The 13795-nt window shown below is 69.9% G+C and carries 15 protein-coding genes and 1 tRNA gene; 3 read left to right on the top strand and 13 right to left on the bottom strand.

Features of this window, described 5'->3' with window-relative positions; genetic code table 11:
• Positions 1-83: 83 nt before the first annotated feature.
• From GEMRO_RS0102250 to GEMRO_RS0102225, 6 genes are all read right to left on the bottom strand, one after another.
• Positions 84-968, bottom strand: a complete 885-nt coding sequence (locus GEMRO_RS0102250; protein WP_027132716.1) for a PfkB family carbohydrate kinase — start codon at positions 966-968, stop codon at positions 84-86.
• On the bottom strand, positions 965-1834 hold the full coding sequence (locus tag GEMRO_RS0102245; RefSeq protein ID WP_027132715.1) for a MurR/RpiR family transcriptional regulator: 870 nt from the start codon (positions 1832-1834) through the stop codon (positions 965-967). Before GEMRO_RS0102245 ends, GEMRO_RS0102250 begins: the two co-directional genes overlap by 4 nt.
• Positions 1835-1849: 15 nt before the next feature.
• A complete protein-coding gene (locus GEMRO_RS0102240; protein WP_027132714.1) occupies positions 1850-2836 on the bottom strand; it encodes a sugar phosphate isomerase/epimerase family protein in 987 nt (328 codons plus the stop codon).
• A gap of 81 nt (positions 2837-2917) precedes the next feature.
• Positions 2918-3706, bottom strand: a complete 789-nt coding sequence (locus GEMRO_RS0102235; protein WP_035484617.1) for a ZIP family metal transporter — start codon at positions 3704-3706, stop codon at positions 2918-2920.
• 206 nt (positions 3707-3912) lie between these two features.
• Positions 3913-4389 carry a DUF411 domain-containing protein gene (locus GEMRO_RS0102230; protein WP_084506434.1) on the bottom strand — a complete coding sequence of 159 codons (477 nt, stop codon included), beginning with the start codon at positions 4387-4389 and terminating at the stop codon, positions 3913-3915.
• A gap of 150 nt (positions 4390-4539) precedes the next feature.
• Positions 4540-4615: transfer RNA gene (locus GEMRO_RS0102225), tRNA-Arg, on the bottom strand.
• A gap of 61 nt (positions 4616-4676) precedes the next feature.
• Between GEMRO_RS0102225 and GEMRO_RS0102220 the strand changes: the two genes are divergently transcribed.
• Positions 4677-5123: a DMT family transporter gene (locus tag GEMRO_RS0102220; protein ID WP_157505423.1), complete on the top strand. Its 447-nt coding sequence runs from the start codon at positions 4677-4679 to the stop codon at positions 5121-5123.
• 4 nt (positions 5124-5127) lie between these two features.
• Here the strand turns inward: GEMRO_RS0102220 and GEMRO_RS0102215 are convergent, their stop codons facing one another.
• Positions 5128-5688: a type 1 glutamine amidotransferase domain-containing protein gene (locus GEMRO_RS0102215; RefSeq protein WP_027132710.1), complete on the bottom strand. Its 561-nt coding sequence runs from the start codon at positions 5686-5688 to the stop codon at positions 5128-5130.
• A 69-nt stretch (positions 5689-5757) separates the two neighbouring features.
• Positions 5758-6618 (bottom strand): peptidoglycan-binding protein, encoded by an 861-nt coding sequence (locus tag GEMRO_RS27035; protein ID WP_084506432.1) that lies wholly within the window; start codon positions 6616-6618, stop codon positions 5758-5760.
• A gap of 145 nt (positions 6619-6763) precedes the next feature.
• Between GEMRO_RS27035 and mtnA the strand changes: the two genes are divergently transcribed.
• Positions 6764-7867 (top strand): S-methyl-5-thioribose-1-phosphate isomerase, encoded by a 1104-nt coding sequence (mtnA, locus tag GEMRO_RS0102205; protein ID WP_027132709.1) that lies wholly within the window; start codon positions 6764-6766, stop codon positions 7865-7867.
• A gap of 727 nt (positions 7868-8594) precedes the next feature.
• Here mtnA and GEMRO_RS0102200 read toward each other — a convergent pair.
• Both GEMRO_RS0102200 and GEMRO_RS27030 read right to left on the bottom strand, forming a co-directional pair.
• Positions 8595-9209, bottom strand: a complete 615-nt coding sequence (locus GEMRO_RS0102200; RefSeq protein ID WP_027132708.1) for a hypothetical protein — start codon at positions 9207-9209, stop codon at positions 8595-8597.
• Positions 9210-9314: 105 nt separating this feature from the next.
• On the bottom strand, positions 9315-10139 hold the full coding sequence (locus tag GEMRO_RS27030; RefSeq protein ID WP_035484614.1) for an SDR family oxidoreductase: 825 nt from the start codon (positions 10137-10139) through the stop codon (positions 9315-9317).
• Positions 10140-10629: 490 nt separating this feature from the next.
• On the opposite strand from GEMRO_RS27030, the gene GEMRO_RS0102190 reads away from it, so the two are divergent.
• A complete protein-coding gene (locus tag GEMRO_RS0102190; protein WP_027132707.1) occupies positions 10630-10824 on the top strand; it encodes a hypothetical protein in 195 nt (64 codons plus the stop codon).
• 190 nt (positions 10825-11014) lie between these two features.
• Here GEMRO_RS0102190 and GEMRO_RS0102185 read toward each other — a convergent pair whose 3' ends face one another.
• Genes GEMRO_RS0102185 through GEMRO_RS0102175 form a run of 3 tightly spaced genes read right to left on the bottom strand, consistent with a single transcriptional unit; the run spans position 11015 to position 13783 of the window.
• On the bottom strand, positions 11015-11668 hold the full coding sequence (locus GEMRO_RS0102185) for a Smr/MutS family protein (protein WP_027132706.1): 654 nt from the start codon (positions 11666-11668) through the stop codon (positions 11015-11017).
• A 7-nt stretch (positions 11669-11675) separates the two neighbouring features.
• Positions 11676-12371, bottom strand: a complete 696-nt coding sequence (locus GEMRO_RS0102180) for a LutC/YkgG family protein (RefSeq protein ID WP_027132705.1) — start codon at positions 12369-12371, stop codon at positions 11676-11678.
• Positions 12368-13783: a LutB/LldF family L-lactate oxidation iron-sulfur protein gene (locus GEMRO_RS0102175; RefSeq protein ID WP_027132704.1), complete on the bottom strand. Its 1416-nt coding sequence runs from the start codon at positions 13781-13783 to the stop codon at positions 12368-12370. Before GEMRO_RS0102175 ends, GEMRO_RS0102180 begins: the two co-directional genes overlap by 4 nt.
• Between the last annotated feature and the right edge of the window lie 12 nt (positions 13784-13795).

Raw genomic sequence — 13795 nt, 5'->3', positions numbered from 1 at the left:
TCTGCACTGGAGGTTGCCGGTCGGCTCCCGGCCGGCATGTCGCCGGCGGCGCTGACGTCGGGAAAGGAGGGGACCGGGGCCCTTCAGCTTTCGGCGGGCCTGCGGGAGACATGGGCGGCGGCGGTTTGGTTGGCGGTCTCCAGGCTGTCGCCAAAGGAGCGGCCGGCCGCCAGGGAAGCGACCAGCGCGCCGACGAAGGCGTCCCCCGCGCCATGGGTGCTCACCAGCGTCACCGGCGCCGCCGGCAAGGCTGCCGGCGGCTCTCCCCGTCTCGATCCGGCGACGCCCTCGGCGCCGGCGGTGACGACCACCGCAGGGAAGCGTGCGGCCAGCATCTCGGCGGCCCTGGCGGCGTCGGCGAGGCTGGCGACCGCGACGCCCGAGAGCTGTTCCGCCTCGATCGCGTTGACGACCAGCAGGTCGACCAGTTCCGCGAGGTCATTGGCGAGGGGGCGGAAGGGCGCGGCGTTCAGGCAGACCATCGCTCCCGCCGATCTCGCGGCGCGGGCGGCGGCCAGGTTGAGGTCCGAGGGGATCTCGTTCTGGAGCACGAGCGCCCGCGCGTCCTGCCAGAGATTCGGATCGGCCAGACGCGCCGGATCGAGCCGAAGATTGGCGCCGGACACGATCACCGCTCCATAGTCGCCGCCATCGTCGGAAATCGCGACGCTCATCCCGGAGCCGGTCCCGGCCATAAGCTGGATATGGGATGCGTCGACGCCGCCGGCCTGGAGCGCGTCCAGGAGAAACTCTCCGAACCCGTCCTCTCCAACGGCACCGGCCATGCGGACCTCCGCCCCTGCGCGGGCGGCCGCGACAGCCTGGTTGCCGCCCTTGCCGCCGAACTTGGGGCGCCAGGCATAGCCGGTCACCGTCTCGCCCTTGCGCGGGCGATCCGGCGCATCGACCATGATGTCGTAGTGCAGGCTGCCGACCACGACGACGACGGGCTTCGGGGCAGTGCTCATGGGCTGCGGCGCTTCATGGTGACGGCGTTCATGGTGGCGGCGAGGTTGCGTTCCGCGGCCTCGAGGTCGCGCTGCGCCACCGCGACGAACACCGCGTCGAAGATGATGAGCTGGGCGATGCGCGCGGCGGCGTTCTCGCCGAGCAGAGGCGAGCCCTGCGCGGTCGAGCAGAGGACGACATCGGCGCAGGCCGCCAGCGGCGAGGTCGCGTAGTTGGTCAGCGCGATGGTGCGGGCGCCGCGCCGGCGCGCCAGCTCCAGCGGCTCGATCACCGCGCTGGTGGCGCCCGAGTGCGAGAAGGCGATGGCGACGTCGCCTTGATCCAGCAAGGCGGCCGACATCAGCATCATGTGCGCGTCGTCGAACACGCTGGCCCGTATCCCGATCCGCAGGAACTTGTGAACGACGTCGCGGGCGATCTGCGCCGAGCCGCCGATGCCGTAGAAGTCCCGCTGCCGGGCCGCGACGATCAGGTCGGCCGCGCGGTCCAGGGCGGCTGGATCCTGGATCGACAGGGTTTCCTCCAGCGCATGGATCGAGGTGCGGAACACCTTGTTCGAGATCTGGGCCGTGGTGTCGTCCGGGGAGAGCTCCTGGTGAAGCTCGGCGGTCGGCAGGCGGTTATAGTCGACGATCCCGGCGCGGAACTCCTTGAAGCCGGAGAAGCCGAGCTTCTTGGCGATCTTCACGATCATCGCCTCCGACACGCCGGCATCGTCCGCCACGCTCCTCAGCGGGGTAGCCTCTCCGAAGTCGCGGCGTCCGAGGATCATCTCGACCACCCGCGCCTCCAACGGCGTGAGGTGCGGCATCATCATGCGGATCCGCGGGCCGATCGTCCTGGGATCGCGCCGGGGCAGGCTCATGGGCGGCTTCCCGGTTCAGGCAGCACCCATCAGCGCCTCGTTGACGATGGCCTGGCTGGCCACGCCGTCCTGGTGCAGCTGCGCCTGGCCCAGCCGGTTGTCGCTCTCCAGCCGGTTGGCGACCGCCAGGAGGCGGCGCACGGTCTGGATGTTCGCCTCGCACTCCGCGACGGGGTCGAGCCCCGAGGCGTCGGGGAAGGTGTCGAAATAGAGGGCGCCGTCATAGCCGTCGCGCCGGATCTGGCGCAGCAGCTCCAGCGTGGAGCGCAGATGCACCGAGCCGACCATCAGCCCGTCGTCGCGCTTGCCATACCCATCGTTCAGGTGGACGCCGAACAGACGGCTGCGGCGATGGACGAGGTGGGCGGCATAGGCCGGCTGCTCGCCCGCATAGAGGGCGTGGGCGAAGTCGATCGTCACCCCGAGGTTGGGGGCGCCGGCCTCGGCGATGGCCAGCAGGGTCGTGGCCGCGTCGGGCAGGAGGCTGTGCGCGCGCGGCTCGTCCGGCTTGTACTCGATGCTGATCCGGCATTGCGGATCGTGCAGGGCGACCTCCCGGATCCCGGCGACCTCCAGATCCCAGGCTTCGGCATAGTCGAGCTGGAAGTTGTAGTCGAAGCCGTCCTGGCCCAGCCAGATCGTCATCAGGTCGGCGCCCATGGCGCGGGCCGCGTCGATGCCGCGCTTGGTCAGCTCGATTGCTTCCCGCCTCACGGATCCGTCCGGGTTCGTGAAGGCGCCGCGCTTGAAGGCCGGGTTGGTGTAATAGCGCATGGCGAGGCCGTTGATCGACAGGCCGAGATCGCCGATGCGGCGCCCGACGGCCTGCGGCTCGCCCGCGACATGGTCGGGATAGTTCAGGTCCAGGTCGGTCAGCCCCTGCACCGTCGCGGCACGCTCCACCATCTGCATCATGGTCGGCTTGCCCGCGAGATCCGGCCAGAACAGATGCGGCGCCGAACCGAACGAGTTCAGGCGGGTGGCGAAGCGGGCGAGGGTCATGGGGAGTCTTCCGTCGATTCGCTTCACGAATATGTCGAGGGTCGTGAAGCTGTCAAATCCACGGGCGGTGCATGCCTGGCCTCAACCCAGCGAGACGTCCAGGAACAGCATGAGGACCAGGCCGATCGCCAGGCCGAGCGTGGCCCTCTTCTGATGGCCGCAGCGATGGGTCTCGGGAATGATCTCGTGGCTGATGACGTAGAGCATCGCGCCGGCCGCGAAGGCGAGCGTCCAAGGCAGGAGCGGCTGCGAGATGGTGATCACCCCGGCCCCCGCCAGACCGCCCAGCGGCTCGACCGCGCCGGTCAGGGCGGCGATGACCCAGGCGGTCCGCCGCCGGTAGCCCAGCCCGAGCAGCGAGACCGCGACCGCCAGGCCTTCGGGCGCGTTCTGCAGGCCGATTCCCAGGGCAAGCGGCATGCCGCCACTCAAGCCATTCGCGCCGAATCCGACGCCGACCGCCAGGCCTTCGGGAATGTTGTGGATGGTGATGGCGAAGATGAACAGCCAGACGCGACGCAGCGAGGCCGCCGCCGGTCCTTCGCGCCCGGTTTCGAAATGCTCGTGCGGCAGCTTCTCGTTCATCAGCGCCACGGCACCCATGCCCAGCAGGATGGCGACGCACGCAATGGCGGCCGGGATCGCGCTTCCGCCATAGCGCGCTTCCGCGGCGTCGAGTGCCGGAATGATCAGCGAGAAGAACGACGCCGCCAGCATCACGCCGGCAGCAAAGCCCAGCGACATGTCGCGGAAGCCCCGGCCGAGCATGTGGCCGAACAGCACCGGCAGGGCACCGACGGCCGTCAGCGAGCCCGCGGCGAGGCTGCCGAGAAATCCCAGGAGGAGGGGAGACGCGGTTGCCAGGCTCATGCGCCGGCGCGGGAGGGTTGGATGTTCTTGCTCCTGTGCATACAGATTGGGAGGGCATCGAAGGCTTCCCAAACATCATCCATGCTGAAGTCCGGGGGACAGGGCGCCACGCCGGAAACGCCCGGTCGCTTCCGGGGATGCTGGCGGATGCGGGCGGCCGGCACGCATCGTCCCCAGCCTTCGATCGTTGGAGACCGGCCCATCGTTCAGGCGGCCGGGTAGGTCGAGAACAGTTCGGTGGATCCGTCCCGGCGGATGAGACGGACCTCGTAGGCCTCGCGCTGGTCTTCCGGCCCCATGCCGGGCGAGCCGTAGGGCATGCCGGGGACCGCGAGGCCGATCGCGTCGGGGCGCTCGCCCAGGAGGCGCCGGATGTCGGCCGCCGGCACATGGCCTTCCAGAACATAGCCGTCGGCATAGCCGGTATGGCAGGAGGTCATCTCGTGGGGGATCCCGCTTTCGCGCTTGCGGCGGGCGAGCGGCTCGGCGTCCACCTCCTCCACGGTGGCCTCGAAGCCTTGTGCGCGCAGGTAGCCAATCCAGGCGGTGCAGCAGGCGCAGCCGGGGTCCTTGACCACGTGGATGGGCGGCAGGCTTTGGGCCGCTGCGGGAAGCGCCGCGGTAACGGACAGGGCGCAGGTGCCGAGCATCAGGTGGCGGCGCGAGAGCCTGTTGCTGGTCATGGTTCCTCCTGGCTGCCGGCCTCGCCGGTCGAAGACCGCCGGACGGTGCCAAGGGTTGCTTGGCGAGCGGGTGCGGCGACGGATCAAGAACTGCCGGCCCGGCCTTGCCGTTCCGGGCTCTGGTGGGCTGTTGATCCGGCAAACACCAGATGGCGCGCCCTGCAGGGATCGAACCTGCGACCTACCGCTTAGAAGGCGGTTGCTCTATCCGCTGAGCTAAGGGCGCGGCTGGCGCACTCTAGCGGCTGCGGGCATCCTAGGCGAGAGGCCCCCATGGAGAGTGCGACTTGATCCAGATATTGCTGGGGCTGTGGATCGCGGTGATGGGTGCCGGGATCTCGATGCAGCCTTTGCTCAACGCCCAGGTCGCCTCCCGCGCCGGCCATCCGATCTACGGCGCACTGATCTCGGTGTTCGTCAGCACCTGCCTGATGGCGGCGATCGTGGTGCTGGCGCGCCTGCCGGCCCCCAACCTGAAGGCGCTGGCCGCCGGTCCCTGGTGGATGTGGATCGGCGGACTGATCGGCGGGCTCTACGTCCTGGCGGCGCTGATGGCGACGCCGCGGCTGGGGGCAGCCACGACGGTCGCCATATTCATCGCCGGCCAGCTGATCGCCTCGATCGTGATCGACCATTTCGGCCTGCTGGGGGTGCCCCACCATCCGGTCGACCTGCCGCGGCTGATCGGGGTGGCGATGCTGGTCGGCGGGGTGGTGATGATCCGCTGGGCCTGACCCGTCAGGCGGCGGCGCGCTGGTGGCGGCCCTCCCGCACTTCCTCGACGATCTTGCCGACAAAGGCGTCCAGGTCCTTGGGCGAGCGGCTGGTGATGATGCCCTGGTCGACCACCACCTCCTTGTCGACCCAGTTGCCGCCGGCATTGACGACGTCGGTGCGGATCGAGGGGAACGAGGTGACGTCGCGGCCGCGCAGGCCGTCGGCCTCGACCAGCAGCCAGGGGCCGTGGCAGATCGCGGCGACCACCTTGCCGGAATCCAGGAACCGGCGGACCAGCTTCACGGCGTCCGGCTCGGTCCGCAGCTTGTCGGGGTTGATCTGGCCGCCCGGCAGCACCAGGGCGTCGTAGTCCTCGAGCCGCGCGTTGGCGATCTTCAGGTCGGCCGGGACCTTGTCGCCCCAGTCGGTCTCGTCCCAGCCGCGGATCTCGCCGCCATCCGGGCTGGCGACCTCCACGGTCGCCCCGGCCTCGCGGAGCTTGTCGCGCGGCACCAGCAGCTCGGACTGCTCGAAGCCGTCGGTGGCCATGATCAGGATGCGGGCTTTGTCGATGTCGGTCATGGAAAAATTCCCGGGTTGAGGGTTCACTGGTGTCCTCAACCAGACGCTTCCGCCCGGGTTCCAAGCCGGTCAGGCGCTGCGCAGGCCGGGGCGGGCGCGGATCAGCGCGTCCAGCTCGCCCGCCGGCCAGACCGGATCGTCGAGGAGGCGATAGCCGCGCAGAAAGGCGTCGGCGAACCGGCCAAAGCCGTGGCTGCCGCCATTGACCAGGCGGCGGATGCGCAACAGGTCGCCGTCCAGGAGCGATTCCTTGATGGCGCGCTCGTGCGGCTTCAGGAACCCGGCAAGGATCCGCGCGGCGATCTCCGGCTCCAGGGCGCGGGCGGGATCCCGGACCAGGTCCAGCCCCAGCGCCTGGCCGAGGCTGGCATAATTGGCGCGGCCGGTGAGCTGCACGAAGCCGCGGCCGCAATAGCGCGCACCGTCCGGCCGGCCCCGGTTGCCCAGATCGACCCGCTGGTCATAGAGGTCGAAGGGATGGCCGGAGGGCGAGGTGTTGTAGCGCGACACCTGCTCCTCGACCGGCAGGAAGCTTTCGCTCTCGGCGCGGATGGTGGCGAGCGCTGCCAGGACCATGGGCTTGTCGGCGATGCCGCTGGCCTCCAGCGCATCCAGGACCAGCGGCAGGAAGCGGGCGATGTTGCCCGCCGGGGTGGCCGGGAACATCCTCGCCACCATGGCGGCGGTCACCCGCGCTGCCGGCTCGAACCGGCGCAGCGCGACGGCCGGATCCAGGCGCAGCCGGGTCCGCGGCCCGTAGATTCCGTCGGGCAGCAGGCCCTGGGCGCGCTGGAAGGCGACCAGGGCAGCCTCGGTCGACCTGCCGAAGATCCCGTCGGAGGGTCCGGGCGGAAAGCCGCGCAGAGCCAGGCGGTCCTGCATCTGCCGGACGTCGGGTCCATGGTCGCCACGGCGGATGCTGGCCGGCATAAGGATCTCCTCGATGGGGCGGTGCTGGAATAGGAACGAAGTTAGGTCGTAAGTCCTATAACCTGATCGAGCTCGGTCTTGCAATGGCAACGATCGGGCTCGTAAACCCGCGTCACCATCGCGGCCGGGAAGTGGCGACAACGACATGCGCATCAACGGGCATCCCTATCGGACGATCTGGGTCGGCAAGGACGGCCGGGAGGTCCAGGTGATCGACCAGACCGTGCTGCCGCACGATTTCTCGACGGTGACGCTGAACGAGGTCGAGGCGGCGGCGAAGGCGATCGAGAGCATGCTGGTGCGCGGCGCGCCGCTGATCGGCGGCACCGCCGCCTACGGCATGGCGCTGGCGATGCTGGCGGACGCTTCGGACGAGGGGGTCGAGGCCGCCTATGCCCGGCTGATGCGAACCCGGCCGACCGCGGTGAACCTGCGCTGGGGGCTGGAGCGGATGCGCCGGGTCCTGCTCGCCGAGGCGCCGTCCGGCCGGGCGGACCGCGCCTATGCCGAGGCCGCCGCGATCTGCGACGAGGATGTCGAGATCTGCAGCGCCATCGGCCGGCACGGCCTGACGCTGATCGAGGAGGCGGCGCGCCGCAATGGCAGCGGCCGGGTCGACGTGCTGACCCACTGCAATGCCGGCTGGCTCGCCACCATCGACCGCGGCACCGCGACGGCGCCGATCTATGCCGCCCGCGAGCAGGGGATCGACGTGCATGTCTGGGTGGACGAGACCCGCCCGCGCAACCAGGGCGCCTCGCTGACCGCCTACGAGCTGCTGCACGAGGAAGTGCCGCACACCATCATCGCCGACAATGTCGGCGGCCACCTGATGCAGCACGGCAAGGTCGATCTGTGCATCGTCGGCACCGACCGGACCACCCGCCGGGGCGACGTCGCCAACAAGATTGGCACCTACCTGAAGGCGCTGGCGGCGCACGCCAACGAGGTGCCGTTCTACGTGGCGCTGCCGTCCACCACGATCGACTGGCGGATCGCCGACGGGGTGAAGGAGATCCCGATCGAGGAACGCGGTGCCGCCGAGCTCACCCATGTCACCGGCCGGGACGCGCAGGGCCGGCTGCACACCGTCCAGATCACCAATCCCGGCAGCCCCGGCGGCAACTGGGCGTTCGACGTCACCCCGGCGCGCTACGTGACCGGGCTGATCACCGAGCGCGGCGTCAGCGCCGCCAGCGAGGAGGGGCTGAGCGCCCTGTTCCCCGAGGAAGCGAAGCAGGCCGGCTGAGGCCGTCGCCGCAGCTGCCCGCCGCCTTCCCGGGTTCGTTTGGTGCATGCCGAAACTAGGCCGCCGGGCAGCGGACGGGGAGGCGAGGCGCCATCCCGGGGATGCCCCGCATCCTGGTGCTCGGGTTCGTTTGGTCATGGCTGGCACGGCCGGCAACGCCTTGCAGGAACGGGCGTTGGGGCTGCCGATGGCCGGTTGCGGCCGGCGTTGCCGGGTTCGTTCGTGCAAATCGGCCGGCGGGGCTGGAGGCATGCCCGGGTTCGTTTGGTAGATCCACAAAACCATGCCGCTGGGCAGCGGGCTGGACCACTTGCCGTCACCCAGGGGAAGCCCGGCACCCTGGCGCTCGGGTTCGTTTGGACATTTTCGTCTTGAGCCGGATGGGCGCGGTGGGCGCGTCCCGGTCGGGCGCCGCGGCGGCAAGACGGAACCTTCCCGGGTTCGTTTGGTGAAGGCGCGCGCTCCGGGTCGACGGCTGCGGTCGCCCTTGCCGGGTTCATCCGCGCGGATCGTCCGGCGGGGGCGGAGGCGCGCCCGGGTTCGTTTGGTCGCTGATGTCCCGGGACGTCGGGGGCGAGAAAAGGTCCGGCGCCGACGACGGTGTAGGTTCGCGCAGCGGGCGCCATGGGCAGGCTCCGGGATGGCGGGGTGCCCGGAGCATAGCAGGAAATCCGGATAATAGGTAAATCGACCTAGTGCCGGAACGGATGGATCGGGATCTGGCCGGTCAGGAGCCTGCGGGCACCACGGCGAAGTTGTCGAAGTCGAACCGGCCGGTGCCGATCGCGACCAGACCGACGCCATGGCCGTCCATGCCGGAGAGCTGGATGCTGGCGAGCTGCTGGCCGTCGATCTCCAGGACCAGCTTGTCGTCGGTCGGCTGGATCCGCAGGCGGCGCGGCCCGGTCCCGCCCGCCGGCAGCTTGCCGGCGACGCGGGCGCGCACACCTTCGTTGCCGCGCTGGTAGAGGGTCCAGCGGTCGGCACCCAGGACGAAGGCGAGATAGCTGCGGCTGTCGGCGTCGAAGCGGTAGAGCAGGCCGGCCCCGGAGGTCTCGCCCGGGAAGTCGCCCCCGACATCGACCGCCACCGCCGCGCCGTCCAGGGAAGCGCCGCCGCGCAGCGAATCGATCCGGTAGAACTTGATGGCGCCCGGCTCGCTGCCGTTCTCCAGCACGGCGTTCCCGCCGGCGATGCTCAGGGTCCAGGGACCGTCGGTGCCGGGCGTCAGGATGCCGTCCAGGGCCGGACCGCCGTCGAAGGTCTCGATCAGCGTGTCGGCCCGGGCGGCGGTTGCTCCCAGCAAGAGGGCCGCGACGGCGGCGAAGAAAACAAGGCGCATCGACGGTTTCCGGTCGGTTGGGACGGGCATCTTCCTGGATACGCCGCTGGTGGCCGCGCGCAAGCCCGAACCGGAAGCGACATGCACCGGCGTGCCGGCGCCGGGTCAGAAGCGCTGGTCGGGGATCGGCGTGGTGGGCAGATGCGGGTCGTCGGTGCAGCCCAGGACCATCTGGTCGAAATCGACGTTGGACCCGGTCATCAGGCCGCTCTCGTCCGAGCTCAGAAACGCCACCATCCGCGCCACCTCGTTCGGGTCGATCAGCCGGCCGAACGGACGCGCCTGCACCGCCTTCTCCAGCCAGTCGTCCGGCGCATCGTGGTACTTCTTCTGGATGTCGTGCTCGCCCGGTGTGTTCATCCAGCCGATGTTGAGGCCGTTGACCCGGATCCGGTCGGGCAGCAGGGCGTGGGCGACGTTGCGGGTGAGGATCGCGAGCGCGCCCTTGCTGGTGGAATAGGCGGACAGGAAGGACTGGCCGCCATGGCCGGACATCGACTGGATCGAGACGATCGTGCCGGCGATCTTCTCGCGGCGCATGATCTTCGCCGCGTCCTGCATCAGGAAGAAGGGGGCCCGCACGTTCACCGCGAACATCCGGTCGAACAGTTCCGGCGAGGTGTCCAGGATGCTGCCCCGGTCGGTGATCGCGGCGGCGTTCACCAGGGCGTGCAGCCGGCCGAATTCCTGGTCGGCGGTGGCGATGACCCGGCGCACCGCGTCCAGGTCGCCAAGCTCGCCTTGGGCGAACACGGTCCGGCAGCCGCCGGCGCTCAGGTCGCGGGCGACCGCCTCGCCCCGCTCCCGGTTGCGGCCGGACAGGACCAGGCCCGCGGCGCCGCGGGCGGCGAACAGCCGGGCGGTGGCCTCGCCCAGCCCCTGGGTCCCGCCGGTGATGACGGCGATCCGTCCCTGCAGCGTCTGCTCCATCTGCCTGCTCCCTTGTCGGCCGATCGGATACGATTCTTGCTTTCCCCGGCGCCGTCTGCGGGCAGGCGGGGGCGACGGGCCGAACGGTAGCACCCGGGACCTGGGCAAGGCCATCGGGGCCGGCCGGGTCTCGCCGCGGCCGCGATCATTGAGCGGCTATTTGGCGCGGCCGGTCGCTTCTTGGCGGCAGCCGGCGAACGACGGCAGGGGACTTGGGCTAAGCAACATGAATTCTGAGAAATATTTCAAATCATGCCGAAAAGATCGATCGCGCCGCCACAGTAATATTCTTCTTTACCATGAAATCCATTCCTTCTCGCTGGAAACGGGTTCTGTGGCGACTTGATCTTCCGCAGTAGGCCCACAAAAATGGCACATAGGTACACTTTTGTGCGACTCCGCCTTGCGGGCGATCCGTTTGGCCCTATCTTCGGTCGCATCGATCGTGGCTGGAGTTGATCAAGTGATCGGTGTGGAAACGACTGACGCAGTGCCGAAGAAATCGGACAGCGCGGCAGGCAAGGAGACAATGCCGGGCGAGGGCGGTTCTGCGCGGTTCCGCGTGGTCCATACGAGCGGCGAGACAGTCGTCGCCAGCGAGGCCGAAGCCAAGGCGCTCCTGAACCGGCTGCCCGGCGCCCGGGTGTTCTGCGCCACCCGCGCCAAGCCTGCGCTCAAGCACTGAGCCGAGTCATCCCGCCCGCCCCGCCAGGCGGTCCCGCGGTTTCCTGAACTGCGTTAGTTGAACCGCATGGCCGCGTGGTGCGGCCGGTCCGTTCGGCGCCGCCGCCCGACAGGGCGCGCGATCCACCGCCGGCAGGATCGCTCCTGTTTCCCCGTTCATCCCGATGCTGATGCGTCGAGCCGGCTGGCCCTCAGGCCGGGCGGCGGCGGCGGATCAGCACGTAGAGCGCGCCGGCGCCGCCATGGTGGGTCTTGGCCTGGGCATAGGCCAGGACCTTGTCGCGCATCGGGATCTCGTCGAGCCAGCGCGGCGTCATGGTGCGCAGGATCCCGACATCGCCGCTGCCGCGCCCGGTGATCACCAGCACACAGCGCGAGCCGACCCGCCAGGCATGGTCGATGAAGGCCACCAGCCGGTCATAGGCGGCGATCTGGGTCAGGCCGTGCAGGTCCAGCCGCGATTCCACCACCATGTCGCCGCGATGCAGGCGCTGCCAGCTGCGCCGGTCGATGTCGACCGGCCCGGTCCGGTCGGCCCGGCGCACGATCGGTTTCTCGAAGCTGCGGGCCGCCTGCAGGGGCGGACGGACCACCACCGCTGGCGCCACCGGCGGGGGAGCCGGCTTGGCGGGCCTGGGCGGACGGGCCGCTGCCGGCGTCGCCTTGCCCACGGGAGTCGCCTTGCCCGCGGGCGCCGGCTTGGCCGATGCTGAAGCCGTGGTCGCCGTCGCCGGGGGCAGCGGCCTGGCGGTTTCGGCGGCGTCGCGCGGCAGCGGCGCCACGTCCTTCACATAGTTGCGCCAAAGCGCGGCCTCGTCGGCAGAGGGGGCACGGGGCCGGCGCATCGGCGGGTCAGGCCGGGGTCAGGTCGTCGACGAGCAGCACGCACAGGCGCTTGGGCCCATGCGCGCCCAGCTCCAGCTTCTGGGCGATGTCGCCGGTCCGCGACGGGCCGGTCACCAGGTTGACCGAGCGGGGCGGCCTGCCCAGCACCCGTCGCAGCTCCTGCCAGGCCTGCTCGTAGGCGCCGAACATGCTGGCCGAGGGCAGCACGATCAGGCTGTTCTCGGGCAAGAACGCCAGCAGCGTCGGGCGATCCGCCGAGGAGCACAGCATCAGCGTGCCGGTCTCGGCGATCCCGGCAAAGGCGACGGTGACGCCGACCGGATCGGTCTCCTCGGGATCGCCATGGCGCACCCGCAGCAGCGGCTGGCTGGCAAATCCTGCCTGGTGGAGCAGCCTGTCCGGGGCGGCCACCACCTTTTGCGGCAGGTTGTGCCGGCGCAGGAACCCCGCCACCGCCGCGGGCAGGTCGGCGAGCCTTGGCAGCCGCTCGACCTCGGCCTGCACGTTGCGCGCCATGGTGGTGAACAGCTCGATCCGCCCCTCGAGGTCGAGCTGGCCGCGCGCCGGGATCAGGTTGGGGGTGGGGTGGAATACGCGCTGCTCGACCGTGGCGATCGCCTGGGCCTCTTGCTCGGGCGAGCGGGCGAACGCCTCGCGCAGGCGGCCCAGGATCGCATCCCGGCCGCGGCCACTCTCGCTCAACGCGCACCTCCGCGCCGCTTCTTCTTCCATTGCTGCATGAAGGTCTTGCCCTGCGGGGCCGGCAGGTCGCGGCTCGCGGTCCAGCCGCCGGCCAGCGGCAGGGAGGCGAAGCTGCCCTCCTTGCGGCCCATCCGGCCGAGCATCGCCATCGCCACCCGGGTCGCGAAGCGGTAGAGGGCCGGCCGCTTCGCGACATAGCCCCAGATTCCCAGGCCCCAGCGCACGGTGGACGGCACCAGCTGCCGCTTGAACTGCTCCTCCCGCCAGTGCCGCATCAGGTTGGGCAGGGGGATCCGCACCGGGCAGACCTCCTCGCAGCGCCCGCAGAAGCTGGACGCGTTGGGCAGGGTGTGGGCGCTCTCGATGCCGACGAATTGCGGGGTGAGCACCGAGCCCATCGGCCCGACATAGACCCAGCCATAGGCATGGCCGCCGGCCGCCAGATAGACCGGGCAGTTGTTCATGCAGGCCCCGCAGCGGATGCAGCGCAGCATGTCCTGGAACTTCGAGCCGATCATCTTGGAGCGGCCATTGTCCAGGAGCACGACGTGGAACTGCTCCGGGCCGTCATGGTCCTCGGTGCGCTTGGGCCCGGTCATCACCGTGGTGTAGGTCGAGAATTCCTGGCCGGTGGCGGAGCGCGCCAGCACGCGCAGCAGGGTGAACGCGTCCTCCATGGACGGGATCACCTTCTCCAGGCTGGCGATCACCACATGGACCTTGGGCAGGCCCTGCGTCAGCTCGGCATTGCCCTCGTTGGTGACGGTGATCGCCGAGCCGGTCTCGGCGATCAGGAAGTTGGCGCCGGTGATGCCGACATCGGCCGCCAGGTATTTCTGGCGCAGCACGGTGCGCGCCTGGCCGACCAGCTCGGTCGGATCCTCGGTGCGCGGCAGGTCGTGGGTCGCGGCGAACAGGTCGGAGACCTGGTCCCTGGTCAGGTGCACGGCAGGCCCGACCAGATGCGAGGGCGGCTCCTTGCGCAGCTGGATGATGTACTCGCCGAGATCGGTCTCGACCGGGGTGATGCCGGCCGCCTCCAGATGGTCGTTGAGCCCGATCTCCTCGGCGATCATCGACTTGGACTTGGTGACGGTCTTCGCGCCGTTGTCCTGGCAGATCCCCTGGATGATCGCGCGCGCCTCGGCGGCGTCGCGCGCCCAGTGCACCTGGCCGCCGGCATCCAGCACCCGCGCCTCGAAGGCTTCCAGGTAGAAGTCCAGATGCTCCAGGGCGTGGTTCTTGATGTCGCGCGCCTGGTCGCGCAGCTGCTCGAACTCAGGGAGGCGGTCGGCGGCCAGGATCCGGCCGCGCTGCCAGCCGGTCTTGATGCCGCCCAGCGCCTTTTGCAGGTTGGGATCGGCCAGCGCGTCGGAGGCCTTCGTCTGGAAGGCGAGGCTGCTCGGCTGCACGGGGATATGTCC

This window comes from Geminicoccus roseus DSM 18922, assembly GCF_000427665.1.
Classification (GTDB): domain Bacteria; phylum Pseudomonadota; class Alphaproteobacteria; order Geminicoccales; family Geminicoccaceae; genus Geminicoccus; species Geminicoccus roseus.
This window is presented reverse-complemented; position numbering and strand designations above follow the sequence as displayed.

What these genes read in the sequence shown, in the direction of transcription:
- GEMRO_RS27030 (WP_035484614.1), bottom strand. Translation starts at nt 10,139, where the DNA reads ATGGAGCAGACGCTGCAGGGACGGATCGCCGTCATCACCGGCGGGACC.
- GEMRO_RS0102250 (WP_027132716.1), bottom strand. Translation starts at nt 968, where the DNA reads ATGAGCACTGCCCCGAAGCCCGTCGTCGTCGTGGTCGGCAGCCTGCAC.
- GEMRO_RS0102230 (WP_084506434.1), bottom strand. Translation starts at nt 4,389, where the DNA reads ATGACCAGCAACAGGCTCTCGCGCCGCCACCTGATGCTCGGCACCTGC.
- GEMRO_RS0102240 (WP_027132714.1), bottom strand. Translation starts at nt 2,836, where the DNA reads ATGACCCTCGCCCGCTTCGCCACCCGCCTGAACTCGTTCGGTTCGGCG.
- mtnA (WP_027132709.1), top strand. Translation starts at nt 6,764, where the DNA reads ATGCGCATCAACGGGCATCCCTATCGGACGATCTGGGTCGGCAAGGAC.
- GEMRO_RS0102215 (WP_027132710.1), bottom strand. Translation starts at nt 5,688, where the DNA reads ATGACCGACATCGACAAAGCCCGCATCCTGATCATGGCCACCGACGGC.
- GEMRO_RS0102235 (WP_035484617.1), bottom strand. Translation starts at nt 3,706, where the DNA reads ATGAGCCTGGCAACCGCGTCTCCCCTCCTCCTGGGATTTCTCGGCAGC.
- GEMRO_RS0102245 (WP_027132715.1), bottom strand. Translation starts at nt 1,834, where the DNA reads ATGAGCCTGCCCCGGCGCGATCCCAGGACGATCGGCCCGCGGATCCGC.
- GEMRO_RS27035 (WP_084506432.1), bottom strand. Translation starts at nt 6,618, where the DNA reads ATGCCGGCCAGCATCCGCCGTGGCGACCATGGACCCGACGTCCGGCAG.
- GEMRO_RS0102200 (WP_027132708.1), bottom strand. Translation starts at nt 9,209, where the DNA reads ATGCGCCTTGTTTTCTTCGCCGCCGTCGCGGCCCTCTTGCTGGGAGCA.
- GEMRO_RS0102185 (WP_027132706.1), bottom strand. Translation starts at nt 11,668, where the DNA reads ATGCGCCGGCCCCGTGCCCCCTCTGCCGACGAGGCCGCGCTTTGGCGC.